Origin of the sequence: Kribbella sp. VKM Ac-2568, assembly GCF_004345365.1 — a bacterium.
GTDB lineage: Bacteria > Actinomycetota > Actinomycetes > Propionibacteriales > Kribbellaceae > Kribbella > Kribbella orskensis.
Window position 1 is genome coordinate 237,744 of record NZ_SLVF01000004.1, and the last position, 19,612, is coordinate 257,355.

At 68.6% G+C, this 19,612-nt stretch carries 23 protein-coding genes; 13 read left to right on the top strand and 10 right to left on the bottom strand.

The features are described 5' to 3' along the window. The first annotated feature begins 20 nt into the window (after positions 1–20). On the top strand, positions 21–491 hold the full coding sequence (locus EV648_RS12325) for a nitroreductase/quinone reductase family protein (protein ID WP_132289393.1): 471 nt from the start codon (positions 21–23) through the stop codon (positions 489–491). On the opposite strand, the gene EV648_RS12330 is transcribed toward EV648_RS12325, so the two are convergent. Next, positions 484–1,668 carry a phosphotransferase gene (locus tag EV648_RS12330; RefSeq protein ID WP_241995080.1) on the bottom strand — a complete coding sequence of 395 codons (1,185 nt, stop codon included), beginning with the start codon at positions 1,666–1,668 and terminating at the stop codon, positions 484–486. The genes EV648_RS12325 and EV648_RS12330 overlap by 8 nt on opposite strands. Before the next feature lie 139 nt (positions 1,669–1,807). Between EV648_RS12330 and EV648_RS12335 the strand changes: the two genes are divergently transcribed. Next, a complete protein-coding gene (locus EV648_RS12335; RefSeq protein WP_132289396.1) occupies positions 1,808–2,293 on the top strand; it encodes a MarR family winged helix-turn-helix transcriptional regulator in 486 nt (161 codons plus the stop codon). Between the two features lie 23 nt (positions 2,294–2,316). Here EV648_RS12335 and EV648_RS12340 read toward each other — a convergent pair whose 3' ends face one another. Further along, on the bottom strand, positions 2,317–3,021 hold the full coding sequence (locus EV648_RS12340; RefSeq protein WP_199234565.1) for a hemolysin III family protein: 705 nt from the start codon (positions 3,019–3,021) through the stop codon (positions 2,317–2,319). A 215-nt stretch (positions 3,022–3,236) separates the two neighbouring features. Here EV648_RS12340 and EV648_RS12345 point away from each other — a divergent pair, with 215 nt between their 5' ends. The 3 genes from EV648_RS12345 (at position 3,237) to EV648_RS12360 (ending at position 7,666) form a co-directional block, all read left to right on the top strand. Then, positions 3,237–4,016, top strand: coding sequence for an isoprenyl transferase (locus EV648_RS12345; protein ID WP_132194519.1), 780 nt, complete (start codon positions 3,237–3,239; stop codon positions 4,014–4,016). 1,446 nt (positions 4,017–5,462) lie between these two features. Further along, positions 5,463–6,797 carry a PhoH family protein gene (locus tag EV648_RS12355; RefSeq protein WP_132289399.1) on the top strand — a complete coding sequence of 445 codons (1,335 nt, stop codon included), beginning with the start codon at positions 5,463–5,465 and terminating at the stop codon, positions 6,795–6,797. 170 nt (positions 6,798–6,967) lie between these two features. Next, on the top strand, positions 6,968–7,666 hold the full coding sequence (locus tag EV648_RS12360; RefSeq protein ID WP_132289402.1) for a hypothetical protein: 699 nt from the start codon (positions 6,968–6,970) through the stop codon (positions 7,664–7,666). 32 nt (positions 7,667–7,698) lie between these two features. On the opposite strand, the gene EV648_RS12365 is transcribed toward EV648_RS12360, so the two are convergent. Next, a complete protein-coding gene (locus EV648_RS12365; protein ID WP_132289405.1) occupies positions 7,699–7,974 on the bottom strand; it encodes a hypothetical protein in 276 nt (91 codons plus the stop codon). A gap of 142 nt (positions 7,975–8,116) precedes the next feature. On the opposite strand from EV648_RS12365, the gene EV648_RS12370 reads away from it, so the two are divergent. Further along, the gene (locus tag EV648_RS12370; RefSeq protein WP_132289408.1) at positions 8,117–8,800 is read left to right on the top strand and encodes a hypothetical protein; all 684 of its coding nucleotides are present in this window, start codon (positions 8,117–8,119) and stop codon (positions 8,798–8,800) included. Here EV648_RS12370 and EV648_RS12375 read toward each other — a convergent pair. After that, positions 8,785–9,177: a DUF3224 domain-containing protein gene (locus tag EV648_RS12375; RefSeq protein ID WP_132289411.1), complete on the bottom strand. Its 393-nt coding sequence runs from the start codon at positions 9,175–9,177 to the stop codon at positions 8,785–8,787. The two genes, EV648_RS12370 and EV648_RS12375, sit on opposite strands and share 16 nt — an antisense overlap. Before the next feature lie 103 nt (positions 9,178–9,280). Here EV648_RS12375 and EV648_RS12380 point away from each other — a divergent pair, with 103 nt between their 5' ends. The 4 genes from EV648_RS12380 to EV648_RS42565 all read left to right on the top strand — a co-directional run bounded on the left by EV648_RS12380 (position 9,281) and on the right by EV648_RS42565 (position 11,834). Further along, on the top strand, positions 9,281–10,684 hold the full coding sequence (locus EV648_RS12380) for an aspartate ammonia-lyase (protein ID WP_132289414.1): 1,404 nt from the start codon (positions 9,281–9,283) through the stop codon (positions 10,682–10,684). Beyond that, the gene (locus tag EV648_RS12385) at positions 10,681–11,373 is read left to right on the top strand and encodes a DUF402 domain-containing protein (RefSeq protein ID WP_132289417.1); all 693 of its coding nucleotides are present in this window, start codon (positions 10,681–10,683) and stop codon (positions 11,371–11,373) included. The genes EV648_RS12380 and EV648_RS12385 overlap by 4 nt, the downstream gene beginning before the upstream one ends. 18 nt (positions 11,374–11,391) lie before the next feature. After that, positions 11,392–11,598, top strand: a complete 207-nt coding sequence (locus tag EV648_RS12390) for a hypothetical protein (RefSeq protein WP_132289420.1) — start codon at positions 11,392–11,394, stop codon at positions 11,596–11,598. 74 nt (positions 11,599–11,672) lie between these two features. After that, the gene (locus EV648_RS42565) at positions 11,673–11,834 is read left to right on the top strand and encodes a hypothetical protein (protein WP_158293975.1); all 162 of its coding nucleotides are present in this window, start codon (positions 11,673–11,675) and stop codon (positions 11,832–11,834) included. A gap of 74 nt (positions 11,835–11,908) precedes the next feature. Here EV648_RS42565 and EV648_RS12395 read toward each other — a convergent pair whose 3' ends face one another. Both EV648_RS12395 and EV648_RS12400 read right to left on the bottom strand, forming a co-directional pair. Next, entirely contained in the window at positions 11,909–12,334 is a 426-nt protein-coding gene (locus EV648_RS12395; RefSeq protein ID WP_132289423.1) for a nitroreductase/quinone reductase family protein, read from the bottom strand. Positions 12,335–12,468: 134 nt separating this feature from the next. Continuing rightward, positions 12,469–14,139: a fumarate hydratase gene (locus EV648_RS12400; protein ID WP_132289426.1), complete on the bottom strand. Its 1,671-nt coding sequence runs from the start codon at positions 14,137–14,139 to the stop codon at positions 12,469–12,471. Between the two features lie 193 nt (positions 14,140–14,332). Between EV648_RS12400 and EV648_RS12405 the strand changes: the two genes are divergently transcribed. Then, the gene (locus tag EV648_RS12405; protein ID WP_132289429.1) at positions 14,333–15,031 is read left to right on the top strand and encodes a DUF1707 domain-containing protein; all 699 of its coding nucleotides are present in this window, start codon (positions 14,333–14,335) and stop codon (positions 15,029–15,031) included. Positions 15,032–15,068: 37 nt separating this feature from the next. Here EV648_RS12405 and EV648_RS12410 read toward each other — a convergent pair whose 3' ends face one another. The 4 genes from EV648_RS12410 to glpX all read right to left on the bottom strand — a co-directional run bounded on the left by EV648_RS12410 (position 15,069) and on the right by glpX (position 18,115). Further along, entirely contained in the window at positions 15,069–15,509 is a 441-nt protein-coding gene (locus EV648_RS12410) for a hypothetical protein (RefSeq protein ID WP_132289432.1), read from the bottom strand. 112 nt (positions 15,510–15,621) lie between these two features. Next, on the bottom strand, positions 15,622–16,122 hold the full coding sequence (locus tag EV648_RS12415; protein ID WP_132289435.1) for a hypothetical protein: 501 nt from the start codon (positions 16,120–16,122) through the stop codon (positions 15,622–15,624). A 2-nt stretch (positions 16,123–16,124) separates the two neighbouring features. Then, entirely contained in the window at positions 16,125–17,084 is a 960-nt protein-coding gene (locus EV648_RS12420) for a carbohydrate kinase (protein WP_132289438.1), read from the bottom strand. Further along, positions 17,081–18,115: a class II fructose-bisphosphatase gene (glpX, locus tag EV648_RS12425; protein ID WP_132289441.1), complete on the bottom strand. Its 1,035-nt coding sequence runs from the start codon at positions 18,113–18,115 to the stop codon at positions 17,081–17,083. The genes EV648_RS12420 and glpX overlap by 4 nt, the downstream gene beginning before the upstream one ends. A gap of 62 nt (positions 18,116–18,177) precedes the next feature. On the opposite strand from glpX, the gene EV648_RS12430 reads away from it, so the two are divergent. Together EV648_RS12430 and EV648_RS12435 are read left to right on the top strand one after the other, a co-directional pair. Next, positions 18,178–18,762 (top strand): DUF4245 domain-containing protein, encoded by a 585-nt coding sequence (locus EV648_RS12430; protein ID WP_132289444.1) that lies wholly within the window; start codon positions 18,178–18,180, stop codon positions 18,760–18,762. 119 nt (positions 18,763–18,881) lie between these two features. Beyond that, positions 18,882–19,556 (top strand): NTP transferase domain-containing protein, encoded by a 675-nt coding sequence (locus EV648_RS12435; protein ID WP_132289447.1) that lies wholly within the window; start codon positions 18,882–18,884, stop codon positions 19,554–19,556. Positions 19,557–19,612 lie beyond the last annotated feature (56 nt).

Genomic DNA, 19,612 nt, shown 5'->3' on the forward strand with positions numbered 1-19,612 from the left:
GGTGACGGCAGACTTCGTGCATGGGCTGGTACACGAATGTCATCCGGTCGTTAGGGCACCATCCCTGGTTCTCGGCCGTCGGTCGCACAGTGGTACCGGTCGATCGCTGGCTGCAACGGACGACCGGTGGCCGGGTGACCATCCTCGGCCGTTCTGCCTTGCCCACTTTGCTTCTCACCACCCAGGGCAGGAAGTCCGGCCAGCCGCGGACCGTCCCGCTCATCTACGCGCCCGACGGCGACGCGTTCGTCGTCACGGCGTCGAACTGGGGCCAGCAACACCACCCTGCGTGGTCCGGCAACCTGCTCGCCTGCCCGGACGCCACCGTGGCGTTGTCCGGCGGTAGAGAACTCCCGGTCCGCGCCACCCTGGCAGAAGGGGCGGAGCGGGACCGGGTCTGGCCTCTCGTCCTCCAGGTCTGGCCCGCCTACGACACGTACGTCGAACGCAGCGGCCGGGCGATCCGCGTCTTCGTACTGACTCCTAGTTGATCGTCGAGACCAGGTTCACCAGAGTGCGGGTGAGCCGCACCCGTTGCTCGAACAGCTCCAGGTCACTCTCACTCACCTTGCCGAGTTGCTCGAGTGGCAAGGCAGTGAAGGTGGCACGAGCCAGCAGGGACCCCAGGTAGCCGTAGCGCACCTGTTCCTCCGGTACGACCATTCCTTCGGCGGCCAATCCCTCCATGAACGCCGAAAGAATCACCTCGTGGATCGCCGGCAGCTCCTCCGCCTCCAGCTCGCCGGCATGGGCAAGGCCGATCAGCAGTTGGCCGAGGTCGAAGCCGACGGCCTGCGGGCCGTCGAACCCCCAGTCGATCACCACGAACTCGTCCTGCTTGCCGACCGGGACCAGCAGGTTCTGCGGACTCGCGTCGCCGTGTTGATAGCACTGCGGCAAGGCATCCAGCGCATCCAGTACTGCGGGCAGCCGCTGACCGAGGTCGAGCAGTTCGTCTCGCAGGCTGTGGTCGCCCGCGTTGCAGACGGCCGCGGCGAGCATCGGGTGCTTCCAGGTCTGGTCGTCCGCGAGCGCGGGCAGGGCGGCCATCATCACCCGCCCGTTGGTGTAGTACCGCAGCCCGATCCCCGGAGTGGAGCTGTCGTTCCGCGGCAGGAACGGCGTGACGAGGTGCGGCTGACGCCGGGCGGACAACCTGCCGAGCAGGTTCGCTGCCCGCTCGAACCTCTCCAGCTGCCAGCAGCCGGGAGCCTGCACCACGTTCTCCATCCAGAGGGTCGCCCGATCGTCGTCGTGCTCGTTGATCGAGTAGAGCGCCGGCAGTCGCAGGCCGTCGGGGAGCACCGACGCGACGTCGCTGCGGTGCACGGCGACCTCGAGTTGCCACGGCATGTTCTGGATGAAGTTCTCGCGCAACGGCTCGGGCACGAACTGGATGATCGGTGAGTGCCGGACCGACTGGAGCTTCTTGACGAAGCAGGACCAGTCGACGAACGTCCCGTCGGGCAGTTCGGCAGTGCCGAAGACCCGGAGCAGCGCCTCGGTGCTCGGCGTACCGATCGGGTAGTCGACCGGATCGACCCGCGCGCTGACGGGCTCGGCCCCGGGTTGCCCGGTGATGGTCCGGACCAGGCCGGCCAGCGTCTGCTCGTCGGGTGCGTCCCGGCCGAGCGAGGCGAGCGCCTCGGCGGCGATGGTGCTGATCATGGTTCCCCCCGGAGTTTGTGGTCGTGCCTCCGATGCTGCTGCCGAACCTTCAGCTCACCTTCAGATCGATGCCGATCCCCCCGGCGATCCCGGCCGAAGAAGTAAAGCAGCCTTACCATCGAGATAGTAAAGTTGCCTTATGACTTCCGTCAACGCCCTTTCGGGCAGTTCAGCGGGCTCGCGCGGGCTGCACATCGCCGGTCTGCTCGGGCTCGCACTGAAACGGCTGCGGGCGGAGATCCTCGAAGACTCCGAGGCCGGGTTCCCAGGGTTGCGGGTGTCGCACTTCCGGCTGCTGGAACTGATGCCCGCGAGCGGCGCCCGGATCACCGATCTGGCCGAGATCGCCGGAATGACGAAACAGGGTCTCGGGCAGCACGTGGACTACCTGCAGGAGCGTGGCTACACGGAGTCCGAGAGGTTGCCTGAGGATCGCCGGGTCCGCCTGGTCCGGCGTACGGCCAAGGGGGACGAGGCGGTGGTGTTCAGCCAGGCGGCGATCGGACGGGTCGAGCAGCACTGGCGGGAACAACTCGGCCAGGAGCGGTACGAACTGGTCCGCGAGGCTCTGCTCGAGCTGAGCGGACCGCTCGTCGACGAGCTGCGCTGGCTGCAGAAGACCTGAGCCTCGGCCCGGGGCCGGTTCGGTCAGCCCGCGCGGTAGGTGGCGATGCTGACGGCGATGTAGTGGCAGATGAAGGCGGCCACCGTGCAGGCATGGAAGATCTCGTGGAAGCCGAACCAGGTCGGTGACGGGTTCGGCCGCTTGGTGGCGTAGATGACCGCGCCGATCGAGTACAGGCCGCCGCCGATGGCGAGCAGCGTGACCACGGCCGCACCGCCCAGGTGGTAGAAGTCGTTCATCCAGAAGATCGCGACCCAGCCGAGCGCCAGGTAGATCGGCGTGTAGAGCCAGCGCGGGGCGTGGACCCAGAAGATCCGGAACAGGATGCCCAGCAGGGCGCCGCCCCAGACCATGCTGAGCAGCAGGACCCGGTCGTCGCCGCGCAGCAGCACCATCCCCAGTGGGGTGTAGGTGCCGGCGATCAGCAGGAAGATGTTGCTGTGGTCGAGCCGGCGCAGTACGGCCTCGCCGGTCGGGCCCCAGTAGAACCGGTGGTAGAGCGCGGAGATGCCGAACAGCAGGATCGAGCCGAGGGTGTAGACGGCGGCGGCCCAGCGGGCGCTCGCGCTCGGGGCCAGGCAGATCAGCACGATGCCTGCGGCGGTGGCGAGCGGGAAGGTGCCGGCATGCAGCCAGCCCCGGAGCTTGGGCTTGAGCGGGGCGAGCACACCGGTCAGGCGGTGCCCGACTTCGTGGGTCTGATCGCTGGTTGCGGTGTTGGCCGTCATCGCCGTCCTTTCGAGCTCTCGGGGTTCAGACTTACGCAACCGTAACCTACGGAACCGTAGGTTCAATGGTACGTACGGATGAAATGTAGGCGAGATCACCGCGACGAACAGTCCCCCGGAGTGTCTGATGCGCGGACCAGGTCAAAAGTTCGAACGCCTCCCGGACCCGAAAACTCCGCTAGCCTCGTAGGCGGGATTCATCGAGGAGAGCATCTGTGCGGACACCTGGCAAGGCAAGGCTGCGCAACGCGGTCTACGGACTGTATGAGCGCCGGCTGGCGCGATCTCTGTCGCCGGACCGGATGCCGCGCCACATCGGCGTGATCATCGACGGCAACAGGCGGTGGGCCCGGGCTGTCGGCGACCCGGTGTCGCGCGGTCACGAAGCCGGCGCGACGAAGATCTCGGAGTTCCTGGACTGGTGCGACGAGATCGGTGTCAAGGTCGTCACGGTGTGGATGCTGTCCACCGACAACCTGACCCGGCCGGCCGAAGAGCTGGAGCCGCTGCTGCGGATCATCGAGCAGACGGTCGAGGAGCTCGCCTCGATCGGCCGCTGGCGGGTCCACCCGGTCGGCGCCCTCGACCTGCTGCCCGGTGCGACCGCCGAGGTGCTGAAGGGCGCCGAGGCCGCCACCCAGACCGTGGACGGCATGGTGGTCAACGTGGCGGTCGGGTACGGCGGCCGCCGCGAGCTGGCCGACGCGGTCCGCTCGCTGCTGCTCGAGGAGGCCGCCAAGGGCATCTCGATCGAGGAGCTCGCGGAGCGGGTCGACGTCGAGCACATCGCCGAGCACCTCTACACGAAGGGCCAGCCGGACCCGGATCTGGTCATCCGGACGTCGGGGGAGCAGCGGCTGGGCGGGTTCCTGCTCTGGCAGAGCGCGCTGAGCGAGTTCTACTTCTGCGAGGCGCTGTGGCCGGACTTCCGGCACGTGGACTTCCTGCGCGCGATCCGGAACTACGCCCAGCGGGAGCGCCGCTTCGGGACGTGAGCACGCTGCCCGGTGCGGAGCCACGCCCGCACCGGCGACACGTCGTACGGCGGCGCAGGTAGTAGGCGTAGGTGGCCGCGCCCAATGCGGCGCCCCAGACGATCGCCAAGGCACCGGGTGCGGTCAACGCCCAGTTGTCTGGTTCGAACGGCATGCGCAGGTTCATCAAGCCGGCTGGGATCAGCACCAGCGCCACCACGGAGGCCGGCACGATCGCGCGCGACGGGGGCACCCGCTGCCCCGCCTTGAACCAGATCCAGCGGGGGTAGACCTCGCCCCAGCGATGCACCAGACCATGGGTGAGGACGCTGCCTCCGACGCCCATCAACGCCATTGCCAGCCCGATCTCGAGCATGCCGGGTGTGTCCGCCATCATCTGGTGGAAGTCGTCGGTGATGCCCAGCGGCCAGCCGAAGTACCAGGCGACTCGGGTGAACTCGTAGGGGAGGTTGGCGACCACTGCGGCCGCCACTGCCCAGCGACCCCACCGCAAGGCCGCAGACGGGGTTGTCCAGGCTCTGTCGGGCTGCTCGCTCCGCCCGCAGCTGATACAGGCCTGGCGGGCTCTGCGGTGGTACGCGAGCGCCGTAGCGGCCCAGAGGAGGCCGCCGACGAACATGAGCACCAGGTTCACCCGGTGCCAGTACAGGATGTCGCCGACCCCGCCCTGGTCACCTGGTATGCCGGTGAAGGCGAACACCACCAGCGCAGGGGACAGGGCGACGATCGCTAACAGCGTGTAGTCGGGGATCACCAGGGCCAGGCCGACCGCCAGCACTCCGGCGAACGCCTGCAGGAGCCACCCCCGCGGCTGCCGTCTCGTCATCACCACCGCGACGACCGCTCCCGTCAGCCCCAGCACCGCCATCACCGGAGCCACGATGTCCACGGGCGCCCCCTCCAGCAGGGATCCCGTCGAATGGTCCTCATCCACCTTGGCGAACGGGTAGCCGGCGCCACCCGCCGCCCAGAAGATCCCCAGCATGCCGTACGCGAGGGACCAGATGGCTGCCGCATATCCGGACCAGGCCGGCCAGTTCTTCCGCATGGATCCAGCCTCAGCCGGCGGGCCGCAGTACGGGCTCACCCTGGTGGGCGAACGCCGTCCCCCGGTGGAGGGAAGGTGTAACACGCCGTTAACCCCGTGGCCGGGCGTGTCGGGCTGCGGCGTTTGCGGTGCAGATCTACAGTCCTAAGTGACAGTCGGAGGGGAAGCCGGCTGTCCGGGAGGCCCGATCAGATGAGACGTAACTGCTCGCCGGTAGCCCCATGAGGGGCCGAACGGAGTGCCCGAGACCCTCGGTCTCATCCTCGCTGATTTCCGGTTACGCGCGTGCTGCGTGGCGGAGGGGGTCTGCACCAGACCTCCGGGCCCGGACCCGGTCCAACACCTAACCACTGGTGGACCGGGCGTGGTGCACGCTGCGGTCCGAGAGGACGTGCGACATGGCTGCCACCCACGCCAAGGCGTCAAACACCTCATCCACGCCGGACCAGCGCACTTTCGTGCTGGACACCTCCGTGCTCCTGTCCGATCCGCATGCGATGGTGCGGTTCGACGAGCACGAGGTCGTCATCCCGGTCGTCGTCGTCACCGAACTGGAGGCAAAACGGCACCACCCTGAGCTCGGCTACTTCGCCCGCACCGCGTTGCGCTTGATGGACGAGCTCCGGATCCAGCACGGACGATTGGACGCACCTCTGCCAGTGGGGGAGAAGGGTGGAACTCTCCGGGTCGAGCTCAATCACACCGACCCCGAGAGCCTGCCGGCCGGTTTCCGGCTCGGCGACAACGACAGCCGCATCCTCGCGGTGGCCTGCAACTTCCAGGCCGAGGGCCGCGACGTCACGCTGGTCTCGAAGGATCTGCCGATGCGGGTCAAGGCCTCGGCATGCGGCCTGGACGCCGAGGAGTACCGCGCCGAGCTCGCGTTGAACTCCGGCTGGACCGGGATGGACGAGCTGGAGGTTCCCACCAGCGACGTCGACTCCCTGTACGAGGACGGCGTGCTGGACATCCCGGAGGGCCGGGACTTCCCGACCCACACGGGTCTGGTGCTCCTCTCGGAGCGGGGCAGCGCGCTCGGCCGGGTGATGCCGGACAAGCGGATCCGGCTGGTCCGTGGCGACCGGGAGGCCTTCGGCATCCGCGGCCGCTCCGCGGAGCAGCGGGTCGCGCTGGACCTGCTGCTGGACCCGGACGTCGGGATCATCTCGCTCGGCGGCCGCGCCGGTACCGGTAAGTCGGCGCTGGCGCTGTGCGCCGGACTCGAGGCCGTGATGGAGCGCCGGCAGCACAAGAAGGTGGTCGTGTTCCGGCCGCTGTTCGCCGTCGGCGGCCAGGAGCTCGGATACCTGCCCGGCTCGGAGTCGGAGAAGATGGCGCCCTGGGCCCAGGCCGTGCACGACACGCTCGGCGCGCTGACCAGCGGTGACGTGATCGACGAGGTGTTGGACCGCGGCATGCTCGAGGTGCTGCCGCTGACCCACATCCGCGGCCGCTCGCTGCACGACGCGTTCGTGATCGTGGACGAGGCCCAGTCGCTGGAGCGCAACGTGCTGCTCACCGTGCTCTCGCGGATCGGCGCCAACTCGCGGGTGGTGCTCACGCACGACGTGGCGCAGCGGGACAACCTGCGCGTCGGCCGGCACGACGGGGTCGTCGCGGTGGTCGAGAAGCTGAAGGGTCACCCACTGTTCGCGCACGTCACGCTGACCCGTTCGGAGCGCTCGCCGATCGCCGCGCTGGTCACCGAGATGCTGGAGGATGTGCAGTTGTGACTCGCCAGTAGGTGCTTCTGTAAAACAAAAGTAAGACTTTCGCGCTACCCGGTGCGGCCACACGCCATGTGGCCGCACCGTTCGTTGTGACCTGCTTGTGATCACGGTCCGTTTAGTCCAGAGTATGTTCCTGTTGCAGCCGACGGGGGTCGGGTATCTCGGAAGGACAGATGAAAGCGAAGCGCTCCGTCGCGGTCCTCGCAGTCAGTGGGATCGCCGTCGTCTCCGTTGTCGCAGGACTTGATCTCTTCAGCTCCCCAGGGAGCAGCGCCGCCTCCGATCCGGTCTCCGGCCGGGCCGAGCTGGCCGTGCTGAACAGCGAGAAGGCGCAGAAGGCCAAGTCGCCGTCGCCGAAGCCGCTCAGCGCCCAGGAGCAGGCCGAGGAGGTCACCCGGCTGCGCAACCAGATCGAGGCCGTCGAGGCCGCCCGAATCGCCCTGCAGAACAAGGCCGACCTGCGCCAGAAGGCGAAGAACACCGCCCTCGCGAGGTACAAGGCGCTGCAGAAGACCGACGAGAACTCCCGCGAGGAGCGCGCCAGCCGCGACGCCGAGCGCAAGAAGATCTCCGGTACGCCGAGGGAGATCGCGATGAACCTGCTCGCGGACCACGGCTGGAAGGAGAGCCAGTTCTCCTGCCTCGACAGCCTGTGGACCAAGGAGTCCCGCTGGAAGGTCAGCGCGGACAACCCGACGTCGAGCGCGTACGGCATCCCCCAGGCGCTCCCCGGCAACCGGATGGCCGCCTACGGCTCCGACTGGCGCACCAACCCGGTCACCCAGATCAAGTGGGGCCTGGACTACATCGAGAACACCTACGGCTCGCCGTGCGGCGCCTGGTCCCACTCGAAGGCCAAGGGCTGGTACTGACCCCTCACGTCCGAAGAACTGCGGAGACGTCTCTACGCTTCTACGGACGCAGCACCTGGTGGTTGCCACCCCAGGGAGGGCAGAGCGTTCCGCACCTGGGCCAGGAATCGCGTCGGCTCCGAGCGAAGACCCAGCACCGGCAGCCGGAGTACGACGGATCGTCCGTTGGTGAGGTCGTTCTGTCGCAAGGCGTCGGCGATTACGGCCGGTGCGTTCGTGTGCTGGATCCCGTCGATCTCCACGGTCAGGCCGTACTGTTCGCGGGCGACTCGGGCCGGCTTCCGCCGTCGACGGCGTCGCTTCTCCACCGCCCGAGCATCCCCAAAATCCTCCCCCACCCGCCACCACCCCGGCCCACCCTGTGGACAACTCTCCGGCAGTGGGCCCTTGCGTCCGAAGAAGTGCGGACATGTCTCCTCAGTTCTTCGGACGCAAGGGGTGTGCGGGAGGATGGAGCGTGTGGACGAGGTGGCACGCGCGGTCAGCGAGCGGGGAGAACTGGTACTGCGGCGGCGGGGTGACGGCGCGCTGGAACTGAGGGTCAACGGGGTGTTCGTGATGGACGACCGGGAGACCTCCAGCGAGGAGTTGCTCGCCTCCGCCGCGCTGGACGCCGTACTGCGACCGTCGCGCGTGCTCGTTGGCGGGCTGGGGCTCGGGTACACGGTGCGCGCGTTGCTCGCGGATGAGCGGGTGCGCGAGGTGGTCGTGGCGGAGATCGAGCCTGATGTGGTGCGGTGGATGCGGGATGGGGTCGTGCCGTCGGTGCTGGACGATCCGCGGGTCCGGGTCCAGGTCGGGGACGTCCGGGATGTGGTGATGGGGCAACCAGCCGGCTCGCTCGACGGGATCCTGCTGGATGTGGACAATGGGCCGGATTTCCTTGTTTACAACGAGAATTCGGCGATCTACCAGGTGGGCTTCCTGGTCGAGTGCAGGCGGCGGCTGCGGGCGTCCGGAGTACTGACTGTGTGGTCGTCTTCCGCGTCGGACACGCTGGCCGGGGCTGTGCGGGACACGTTCGGGGCGTGCGCAGTACGGCCCGTTCCGGTGGAGCTGCAGGGACGGGCGGAGACCTATTACGTCTATCAGGGTCGCTTGGCTGAGGGCGCTGCCGGTCAGGGGAGGTCGTAGTCGAGGGTGAGGCGGGGGCCCTTGTCGTCGTGCTCGAAGAGGACTGTCCCGGTCAGGCCGGTGAGGTCGCCGACCGCGGCCACGATCTTGCCCGGTGAGGACGTCTGGTCCGCGCTCGCGCCGTGCACCATCACGAACGACCCGTCGCGGCCGCCCAGCGTGCCCGTGAAGCGCTCCACCGCCGTGTACGCCGCCGGCCCGGCGCTGGTGCCCACCATCAGCAGCTCCGCCGAACTGAAGCCTTCGAGGCCGCCACCCTCCTCGTCCCCGGCGGTGAAGTTCTTGGCGACGCTCGCCCGGCCGAGCTCCAGGTCGCCGGAGTCGTCGTAGGTCGACTGGTCCCACTTGGTGATCTCGAAAGCCTGGGTGAAGCGCATCCGTACTCCCTCGGGTTTGTCCGTGATCCCTGTCCCATGTGGGGTTGTCCACAACGGTTCTACCAGTCCGGGCGGACAGCGCGGATCGACGTACGCTGCAGGTATGGGTGACAACGTGGAATTCAGGATCGAGCACGACACGATGGGCGAGGTCAAGGTGCCCCGCGAGGCGTTGTGGCGGGCGCAGACCCAGCGTGCGGTGGAGAACTTCCCGATCTCCGGCCAGCCGCTGGCGCCGGCGCTGGTGCACGCGCTCGCGCAGATCAAGGCGTCCGCCGCCGTGGTGAACGCGGAGCTCGGCGTGGTCGAGGCGAAGCTTGCCGACGGCATCGTCGCGGCCGCCGACCGGGTGGCCGGCGGCGAGTTCGACGCCGAGTTCCCGATCGACGTCTTCCAGACCGGCTCGGGTACGTCGACGAACATGAACGTGAACGAGGTGCTCGCCACTGTCGCCACCCGCGAGCTCGGGTCCGAGGTGCACCCGAACGATCACGTCAACGCGAGCCAGTCGAGCAACGACACCTTCCCGTCCGCGATCCACGTCGCGGCCACGGCGGGCGTCGTCCAGGACCTGCTGCCGGCGCTCGAGCACCTGGCGGAATCCCTGTCCCGCAAGGGATCGGAGTTCGCCGAGGTGGTGAAGTCCGGCCGCACCCACCTGATGGACGCGACCCCGGTGACGCTGGGCCAGGAGTTCACCGGCTATGCCACCCAGATCCGCCGCGGCGCCGACCGGGTGCGGGCGACGCTGCCCCGCGTCACCGAGCTGCCGCTGGGCGGCACGGCGGTCGGCACCGGCATCAACACACCGCCCGGGTTCGCCGCCAAGGTGATCACCGAGCTGAACCGGCGGACCGGCCTGGAGCTGAGCGAGGCCGCAGACCACTTCGAGGCGCAGGGTGCCCGGGACGCGCTGGTGGAGCTGTCGGGCCAGCTGAAGACGATCGCCGTGAGCCTGACCAAGATCTGCAACGACCTACGGTGGATGGGATCCGGCCCGCGCGCCGGGCTCGGCGAGATCGCCCTGCCCGACCTGCAGCCGGGGTCGAGCATCATGCCCGGCAAGGTGAACCCGGTGATCTGCGAGGCGACCCTGATGGTTGCCGCCCAGGTGATCGGCAACGACACCACCATCACCGTGGCCGGTGCCGGAGGCAACTTCGAGCTGAACGTGATGCTCCCGGTGATCGCCCGCAACCTGCTCGAGTCGATCCAGCTGCTCACCAACACCTCGCGGCTACTCGCCGACCGCTGCGTCGACGGCATCACCGCGAACGTGGACCACGCCCGCGCGCTGGCCGAGTCGTCGCCGTCGATCGTGACACCGCTCAACCGCTACATCGGCTACGAGAGCGCGGCCGCCGTGGCGAAGAGCGCGCTCAAGCAGGGCAAGACGATCCGCGAGGTCGTGATCGAGAACGGTCACGTCGAGAAGGGCGACCTGACCGAGGAGCAGCTCGACGCCGCCCTCGACGTCCTCTCCATGACCCGTCCGGCCCAGCCGTGACGGCGGCCGAGGCGGAGACCCGCGTCAGCGAGTTCTGGGAGCCGGGCACCACGATCGAGTGGGTCTACGAAGGTACCGGCCGGCATCGCGAGCTGCCGAACGTGCGGCCGATGACGGTGATCCGCGACGACGCGGACGGCCTGGTCGCCTGGCTCGCGCCGGGGACACCCCTGATCAAGCCGGTGCTCGTCGACGGCCGCGAGACCCGGCACGCCGGTCCCGAGCGCATGTTCACCGAGGACCGGGTGCTCAAGCTCGACATCTGGCACGGTACCGGCATCCTGAAGGTCTCCCCGACCGGCAAGCCCTGGTCGGTGTGGCACTTCTGGGGCGAGGACGGCACCTTCCGCGGCTGGTACGTGAACCTCGAGGCCGAGCACCGCCGCGACCCCGACGCCCGTCGTACCTCCACGGTCGACTACGTGCTCGACCTCTGGATCAACCCGGACCGCACCATCGAGTGGAAAGACGAGGACGAACTCGAAGGGGCAGTCGCCGCCGGCCGCTTCACCCAGGCCGAAGCCGACCGCATCACGGCCGACGGCCACGCCGCAGTACGCGACATCAAAGCCTGGACCACCCCCTTCGCCGACAACTGGCAGACCTTCATCCCCGACCCCCACCTGCGCCTCCCCGAGGCGCCCACCGGCTACGAGGTCACCCACATAACCCAACACCTCCTCGGCTAACCCCGTTGGTCGACCTGGATGATCTCTCTCAGTTCAGGCCCTCACCCGAACCCGGTCCGCCGCCACCTGGCCTCAGCCCGCCGCCGGTGCCTCCAGGCGGCTCTGAAGGGTCACGAGACGCTCGCACACTTCGAGGATTTCACCGTCCGCAACGATCGGCCGCTGGGGGAAGTTGCTGCCGAGATTCTGGTCATGGCCGGGTGGATGTCGGGGGAGGACGGCTGATCGGGGATGAGGTCGTGACAACGGGTGGGTCACGGGGTGGCGCTTTCTGCCTCGGACGGATCTACCTTGGAAATATGTACACAATCGAACTTGATGACGAGGAGCTGCGGTTACTGCGATCCGCTCTGGGGTCGTACCTTCAGGCGTTCGGGCACAATGAGGCCGACGTGCTCCGTGGGGCGAAGCACCTGATGATCAAGCTCCCCGATCCGGCCGCCGCGGCGGCTGCCAGCTGACCCCGTACAGAGGAGAGTGAGCAGACCGTACGCCTGGAGGCGTACGAGTCCCCGCTTGCTCTCGACGGGCGCGCCTAGTCCTGGAGGGGTGTCAGTAGGGCTACTGGGATGGTGCGCTTGGCCTTGGCGGCGTAGCGGGCGACGGTGGGGGCTGCCGCCAGGATGACGTCGGTCCAGGCGGCGTCGCGCTCCTTGCCGGTCAGTTCGCGGGCCCGCACCTGCAGGTGCCGTGCGTCGATCTGGACCTCCGCGGTCGCCGTCGACCGGAGATTGCGGAACCAGTCGGGGTCGTGCGGCGCCCCTGACGCCGTGCCCCAGACGAGGAAACCGTCCGTGGTCGCGAGATAACGCACGCAGGCGGATCGCGGCAGGCCGGTCCGCCGGCCGCGGACGGTGAGCAGCAGGACGTGCGCGTTCTTGGTGCTCGCGAGTCGCCCGTTCAGCGTGCGGTACATCCAGACGCCGATGTGATTCCCGATCCGGGCCATTCCGCGGTTCATCCCACACCACCCCTGCACAGAGCGTCCTGCGATCGCCCGGGACCGTCAAGCACCCGCAGTACGCCGTACTGCGGGTGCCGCACCGCGGCTCAACGCCTCAGCCGAGGGTCAGACGAAGCTGCGGGCAGAACCCCTCAGCTGCGGGGTCGGACGGTGAGGGGGACGGGCTTGCGGGTGTCGGTGAAGAAGTCGTTGCCCTTGTCGTCGACCACGACGAAGGCCGGGAAGTCCTCGACCTCGATCTTCCAGACCGCTTCCATCCCGAGCTCGGCGTACTCGAGCACGTTCACCGACTTGATGCAGTCCTGCGCGAGCCGCGCCGCGGGTCCGCCGATCGAGCCGAGGTAGAACCCTCCGTGCTCCTTGCACGCGGCCGTCACCTTGGCCGAACGGTTGCCCTTGGCAAGCATGACGAAGGAGCCGCCGGCGGCCTGGAACTGGTCGACGTACGCGTCCATCCGGCCGGCCGTGGTCGGGCCGAACGAGCCGGAGGCGTAGCCCTCGGGCGTCTTGGCCGGGCCTGCGTAGTACACGGCGTGGTCCTTCAGGTACTGCGGCATCGGTTCGCCGGCGTCGAGGCGTTCCTTGATCTTCGCGTGTGCGATGTCGCGCGCCACGACCAGCGGGCCGCTCAGCGACAGCCGGGTCTTCACCGGCAGCTTCGACAGCTCGGCGCGGATCTCGCTCATCGGCCGGTTCAGATCGATCCGGACCACGTTGGTGTCGTCGGCGAGGTGTTCGTCGGTGGTGTCCGGCAGGAACCGCGCGGGGTCGCGCTCGAGTTGCTCCAGGAAGACGCCCTCGGGGGTGATCTTCGCGAGCGCCTGCCGGTCGGCCGAGCAAGACACCGCGATGGCGACCGGGCAGGACGCCCCGTGGCGGGGCAGGCGAATCACCCGGACGTCGTGGCAGAAGTATTTGCCGCCGAACTGCGCGCCGATCCCGAACTCCTGGGTCAGCTCGAACACCTGCTGCTCCAGCTCGACGTCGCGGAACCCGTGCCCGAGCGGCGATCCCGTCGTCGGCAGCGAGTCCAGGTAGTGGGCGGACGCGTACTTCGCGGTCTTCAGCGCGTACTCCGCGGAGGTGCCGCCGACCACGATCGCCAGGTGGTACGGCGGGCAGGCCGCAGTACCGAGTGAGCGGATCTTCTCGTCCAGGAACTTCATCATCCCGGCCGGGTTGAGCACCGCCTTGGTCTCCTGGAACAGGAATGACTTGTTCGCTGAGCCGCCGCCTTTGGCCATGAAGAGGAACTTGTACGCCGGGTCGGCCGTCCCGCCGCCGGGAGTGGAGTAGAGCTCGATCTGGGCCGGGAGGTTGGACCCGGTGTTCTTCTCATCCCACATGTTCAGCGGCGCCATCTGGGAGTAGCGCAGGTTGAGCTTCGTGTACGCGTCATACACGCCGCGGCTGATCCACTCCTCGTCAACGGCGCCGGTGAGAACGCCCTCGGACTTCTTGCCCATCACGATCGCCGTACCGGTGTCCTGGCACATCGGCAGCACGCCACCGGCCGAGATGTTCGCGTTCTTCAGCAGGTCGAGCGCGACGAACCGGTCGTTCCCGGACGCCGCCGGGTCGTCGATGATCCGCCGCAGCTGGGCGAGGTGCGCAGTACGCAGGTAGTGCGAGATGTCGTGCATCGCCTCGGCCGTGAGCGCCTGCAACACGGACGGCTCGACCTGCAGGAACGTGCGGCCGCCGGCCGTGAAGGTGCTCACTCCCTCGGTGGTGAGGAGCCGGTACTCCGTGTCGTCGGCCCCCAGCGGGAGCAGGTCGGAGTAGGAGAAGTCGGCGGACACCAGGCGTACCTCCAGGCAAGTGGTCTGAGATTTGCCCCAAGCCTAGATCGGAGCCGCCCAGGTCGCTGCGACGGGCCGCACACTTCCGCCGGATCACGCGCTGCGATCGGACTCAGGGTCAGGGTCGTGGTCAGGGGTGAATAGGGGGCATAACTCATCTGCGAACAGGCCTTCGCGCGCGTAAGGTCTTGTCGTGGCCCAGGACGAGATTCCCCAGGACGAGACTCCCCAGCCGAAGACGCCCGCTCAGCCGACCGGTGATGAGCTGGCGCTGCGCCGGCGGGTCTCCGACCTCGAACGCGAGGAGGTCGCCGACGTGCTCCGAGAGGCCGCCGGCGAGGGTCGACTGAGCTACCCGGAGCTCGAGGACCGGCTGGAGACGCTGTACGCCTCTAAGACGTACGGCGAGCTCGTCCAGATCACCGCGGATCTGCCGAACGGCCTGGCCGTGCCGGCCTCCTCGGACGTGCAGCCCGTGGCGGCGGCCGGTCAGCAAGGTGTCACGCACTACGCGCCGGTGATGAACGTGTTCCTCTCCGAGGGCAAGCGGACCGGCGGCTGGATCGCCCCGCAGCGCCAGGAGGTGAACGCGGTCCTCGGCGACGTGACGCTCGACTACACCGAGGCCCAGTTGCCGTACGACGAGGTCTTCGTCGACGTGAAGTCGATCCTCGCGGACGTGAAGATCCGGGTCCCGCAGAACGCCATCGTGCACCTGGACAGCAACCCGATCCTCGGCTCCGTCACGGAGCAGGAGTCCGGCCTCGGCGGCGGCACCACCCAACCGAACACCGCCGCCCCGAAGGTCTTCCACATCCGCGGCACCGCCATCCTCGGCGAGATCAAGATCAAACGAGGCCCCCGCCTGACCAAACGCCTCGGCCTCAGCTGACCCGGCGCCGGCCCAGCTGCCCGAGAACGTCAGGCGGTCAGCTCTGTACGTCGTTCTGGTGCTGCTGAGCGAGCAGCTCGCCGAGCCAGCCGGCGAAGACTTCCAGATCCTTCACGTTGTCCAGCGGCACGCTCAGCGATTTCGCCCAGACGTCCCGAGGGATGACGGGTAGGGAGCGAAGAACCTGCCAGCCGGTGATCACGCCGACCGCCCCGACCTCGTCCCACACGAGCTCATGTCTGCCGAGGCGGATGCCGGCCTGGTCGACTGTGAGCACCGGTCGAAGGGTGATCACCGGCCAAAGGCTGCCTGCGACGAAGACGAGGGAGATCGCGCACAACAGTGCGGCGAGGAGCGTCCAGCCGACCCCATCCTGGTCGAGGGCGCGCCGAGCGTCGGACAGCACGAGGTTCAGGGCGAACAGCACCATGATCCCCAGCCGGATCGCCGCCCGTCGCCTGCGCTGAGGGAACACCACCTGACCGGTTCTCTCAAGCTCGTCCGACCAGGTGTCAGGACCTGCGTCGCCCATCGACGGCATGTGCGCTTCCCCCAAGTCACTGTGGACCGTCACTGTAAGGGCAAACGGCTCAGTCCGTGGTGGTCTGGCGTTGGGCTAGGAGGGTGCGAAGCCAGTCGGTGAGTTCGGCCAGGTCCTGGACGTTGTCCTGGGGGATACCGACCGCGGGGGAGCTGTGCTGGTCGAGCGGCTGGACCTGGACGGTGCGGAGGCCGGGGAAGCCGGACGGGGCGTCGATGCGGGCGATTCCTTCCCAGGGGACCAGACCCTTGGCTCCGTCCTTGCCCGAGGTGATGCCGACCCGGTCGACGGTGACCACGGGCAGGCGGGTGATCAGTTGCCACACGGTGAGTCCGACGACACAGACGAATCCCGCGAGCGCCGTGAGCCGCAGTACGCCAAGGGTGCCGGAGACGTCGCCCGCGCGGAGGTGCTGGACGTTGCTCACCAGCGACGCGGCCATCAGCAGGGCGAAGAAGGCCAGACGGATCAGCAGGCGGCTGCGGCGCTGGGGGAACACCACCCGGCCGGTGGTCTCGTACTCGCTGGTCCACGTAGCTGCGGTGCTCATCCTCAACCCCAGGTGGACTTGTGCTCGGCCGCGGTCGGCGGATCCGCGCCGTGCCGCGTGCAGGTGATCGCGGCCGCCTTAACCGCGTAGTCAACGACAGCGGACAGGTTCTCCTCGTCCAGGCCCTCGAGCCGTACTTCGCCCAGCAGGCCGCGGGTATGGAGTCCGGCGATCAGCGCGGACATGAACGAGTCGCCCGCACCGACCGTGTCGATCACCTTGATCGCGGGCGCGGCAACCTCGACCCGCGCGGTCCGGCTCATCCCGATCGCGCCCTCGCCGCCCCGGGTGATCACCACGCACCTGGTCCGGTCGACAGCCAGCAACTCGGCCGCGATCTCGTCCGGCGTAGCCCCGGGCCGCAGGAACTCGCAGTCCTCGTCACTGAGCTTCACCAGATCGGCCAACGCAGCAAGACCCCGTACTGCGGCCCAGGTGCTCTCCGCGTCCGGGGTGATCGTCGGGCGGGCGTTCGGGTCCAGCGTGACCGTGACGGGTTGTTCCGCGAGGGAGCCGAGGAAGCGACGGATCGCCTCGGCGCCTGGTTCGAGCACGGTCGCGATCGAGCCCGTGTGGACCGCCGGGCAGCCGCGCGACAGGGAGAGCGCCGGAGGCTCCCAGGTGATGTCGAACTGGTACGACGCGACCCCGTCTCCGTCGAGGGTCGCGGTCGCGGTACTGGTGCGGAAGTGCGGGTCGACCGAGCCGGGAGCGAGCTGGACGCCGTTGCCGAACAGGTGCGCGCCGAGCTGGTCGCCGTACGGGTCGGTGCCGAAGCGAGTGACCAGCTCGGTCGGCAGGCCGAGGCGGGCCAGTCCGACGGCGACGTTGGCGGGGGAGCCGCCGGGGGTCGCCTTGGTCCCGTGCCTGCCGTTGCGGCCGGATCCGCTGCCGTTGGAGCGACCGCCGGCGCCGACGATGTCCACGAGCGCCTCGCCGATGACGAGGACGGGTGCGGTCATCGGGCGTGCTCGAAGTCGATGGCCGAGTAGGCGCGCAGCTTGGAGAGCTGGTGCTCGCTCTCGATGCTGCGGATGGTGCCGCTGCGCGAGCGCATCACCAGCGAGTGGGTGCGGGCGATCGAGCTGCGGTAGCGGACGCCGCGGAGCAGTTCGCCGTCGGTGATGCCGGTGGCGACGAAGAAGCAGTCGTCACCGCTGACCAGGTCGTCGGTGGAGAGCACCCGGTCGAGGTCGTGGCCGGCGTCGAGCGCCTTCTGCCGCTCCTCATCGTCACGCGGCCAGAGCTTGCCCTGGATCAGGCCGCCCATGCACTTCATCGCGCAGGCCGCGATGATGCCCTCCGGAGTACCGCCGATGCCGACCAGCATGTCCAGGCCGGTGTCCGGCCGGGCCGCCTCCACCGCGCCGGCCACGTCGCCGTCGCTGATGAACTTGATCCGCGCCCCGGTGGCCCGGATCTGCGCCGCCAGGTCCTCGTGGCGCGGGCGGTCCAGCAGGACGACCGTGACGTCGTCGGCCGTGGAGCCCTTCGCCTTCGCCACCCGGCGGATGTTCTCCCCGACCGGCAGCCGGATGTCCACCACGTCGGCGGCCTCGGGCCCGACCACCAGCTTTTCCATGTAGAACACCGCGGACGGGTCGTACATCGTGTTGCGCGGCGCCACCGCCATCACGGCGATGCCGTTCGCCATTCCCTTGGCGACCAGCGTGGTCCCGTCGACCGGGTCGACGGCGACGTCGCACTCCGGGCCGTCGCCGGAACCGACCTGCTCGCCGTTGTAGAGCATCGGGGCGTTGTCCTTCTCGCCCTCGCCGATCACCACCACGCCGTTCATCCCGACGGTGCCGATCAGCGTGCGCATCGCGTTCACCGCCGCGCCGTCGGCGCCGTTCTTGTCGCCCCGGCCGACCCACCGGCCGGCGGCCATCGCGGCCGCCTCGGTGACCCGGACCAGCTCGAGGGCCAGGTTGCGGTCGGGCGCGTGCTCGTCGACCTCGAGATGGGCAGGTGGCGTGGACGGGTCGTTCATGCCACGGATCGTAGCCAACGGTCGGTGTCCGGCCGAGATCGGTCTCGGGGGACACTGGTGACATGAGCTCGACGAGTGAGGAGCAGGCGAGGGCCCGCGCGGAGGCCGAGGCCTACCGTGCGCAGAACAAGGTGGACCGGGCGAAGGCCCGAACCCTGACCAACATGTTCTGGGCGCTGCTGGCCTGCTTCATCGTGGTGGCGTTCCTCGCGGTGGTGACGTGGCGGCCGAAGTCGGAGAAGATCAACGCGGTCGAGTACACGGCTCAGCTGGAGGACGCGAAGAAGGTGGCGCCGTGGGTCCGCGGCCCGGCGCCGATGCCGGACGGCTGGACCGCGACCAGCGTGGAATTCCGTGCGCCCGAGCAAAGCCCGATCACCTGGCACCTGGGAATTGTCACCACCGATAAGAAATACGTCGGCCTGGAACAGTCCAATGTCACCAACAGGGGTTTCCAGTCCGACGAGCTGGGCAAGACTGAGGACGACGGTACGACGACCGTGTCCGGGGTGGTCTGGCAGCGGAAAACCCTGCTGGACCGGGAGAACGAGCATGCGCTCGTCCTGATCGGCTCGGGTGTCACCACGATCGTGGTCGGAAATGCCGGGTATCCCGCGCTTGAAACGTTTGCGGCTACTTTGCGTTGATTGCCGCGCACTTATTCAGACGTTGACACGTTGAGGCGGCTCGGGGTTCGATCAACTGATCGGCATCGACGAAGGAGCCTGGCGTGCGGTCTGAAAACCAGGTCGGGGGTTGATGCGGCGTGTTCGTCACCGGACTGGTGCTTGCCGCCGATGGGTCGCCGCGGCTCGGCGTGCCCAAAGAGTTGCTGTCCTACCAGGGCGAGACCCTGCTCGGGGCATCGCTGGACACCGCCCGCGAGTGCGGCTTCGACCAGTTGATCGTCACGCTGGGGACGGCGTCGGAGCAGGTCCGCGAACGGGTCGACCTGGACGGCACCTGGGTCGTGGATTCACCCCACGCGGATACCGGTAGCTCGTCGATCGTGCCTGCGCTGGACGTGGTCGACCGGCGTACGGACGGCATCGTGGTGATGCTGGGCGACCAACCGGGCGTGACTTCGGCCACTGTCTGGTCCCTGGTCGCGGAGGTCGCGGGGCCTGCCACGCCGATCGGGGTGAGCCGCTACGACGACGGCCCGGGACACCCGTGCTGGTTCGGCCGCGAGCTCTTCGGCGAGTTGCGGCAGCTCCGTAGCGACCTGGACGTCTGGGGCCTGATCCGGGCCGGGCGCCACCCGATCACCGAGGTAGATGCCGCCGGCAACATCCCGCTCCGGGTCGAGACCTGGGAGGACTACCAGACCCTCGTCGCCCTCCCCGACATCGAGGAGGAGGAGGTCCCCGTCGTCCCACCCGCCGCGGTCCCCACCCGAGGCCGCCTGGCCCGTCGCCGCTCCCGCCGCCCCAAGGTCTGACCCCCACCAAGACCTGCGCTGCTGCCGCTCCCTCAGGCGGTCTCGCAGGTACGCCG

Coding starts and splice junctions, on each gene's coding strand:
- EV648_RS12395 (WP_132289423.1), bottom strand. CDS start 12,334: ATGAACCGCGGAATGGCCCGGATCGGGAATCACATCGGCGTCTGGATG.
- EV648_RS12325 (WP_132289393.1), top strand. CDS start 21: ATGGGCTGGTACACGAATGTCATCCGGTCGTTAGGGCACCATCCCTGG.
- EV648_RS12430 (WP_132289444.1), top strand. CDS start 18,178: ATGAGCTCGACGAGTGAGGAGCAGGCGAGGGCCCGCGCGGAGGCCGAG.
- EV648_RS12415 (WP_132289435.1), bottom strand. CDS start 16,122: ATGAGCACCGCAGCTACGTGGACCAGCGAGTACGAGACCACCGGCCGG.
- glpX (WP_132289441.1), bottom strand. CDS start 18,115: ATGAACGACCCGTCCACGCCACCTGCCCATCTCGAGGTCGACGAGCAC.
- EV648_RS12340 (WP_199234565.1), bottom strand. CDS start 3,021: ATGACGGCCAACACCGCAACCAGCGATCAGACCCACGAAGTCGGGCAC.
- EV648_RS12355 (WP_132289399.1), top strand. CDS start 5,463: ATGGCTGCCACCCACGCCAAGGCGTCAAACACCTCATCCACGCCGGAC.
- EV648_RS12420 (WP_132289438.1), bottom strand. CDS start 17,084: ATGACCGCACCCGTCCTCGTCATCGGCGAGGCGCTCGTGGACATCGTC.
- EV648_RS12335 (WP_132289396.1), top strand. CDS start 1,808: ATGACTTCCGTCAACGCCCTTTCGGGCAGTTCAGCGGGCTCGCGCGGG.
- EV648_RS42565 (WP_158293975.1), top strand. CDS start 11,673: ATGTACACAATCGAACTTGATGACGAGGAGCTGCGGTTACTGCGATCC.
- EV648_RS12380 (WP_132289414.1), top strand. CDS start 9,281: ATGGGTGACAACGTGGAATTCAGGATCGAGCACGACACGATGGGCGAG.
- EV648_RS12390 (WP_132289420.1), top strand. CDS start 11,392: ATGATCTCTCTCAGTTCAGGCCCTCACCCGAACCCGGTCCGCCGCCAC.
- EV648_RS12375 (WP_132289411.1), bottom strand. CDS start 9,177: ATGCGCTTCACCCAGGCTTTCGAGATCACCAAGTGGGACCAGTCGACC.
- EV648_RS12370 (WP_132289408.1), top strand. CDS start 8,117: ATGGAGCGTGTGGACGAGGTGGCACGCGCGGTCAGCGAGCGGGGAGAA.
- EV648_RS12330 (WP_241995080.1), bottom strand. CDS start 1,668: ATGATCAGCACCATCGCCGCCGAGGCGCTCGCCTCGCTCGGCCGGGAC.
- EV648_RS12360 (WP_132289402.1), top strand. CDS start 6,968: ATGAAAGCGAAGCGCTCCGTCGCGGTCCTCGCAGTCAGTGGGATCGCC.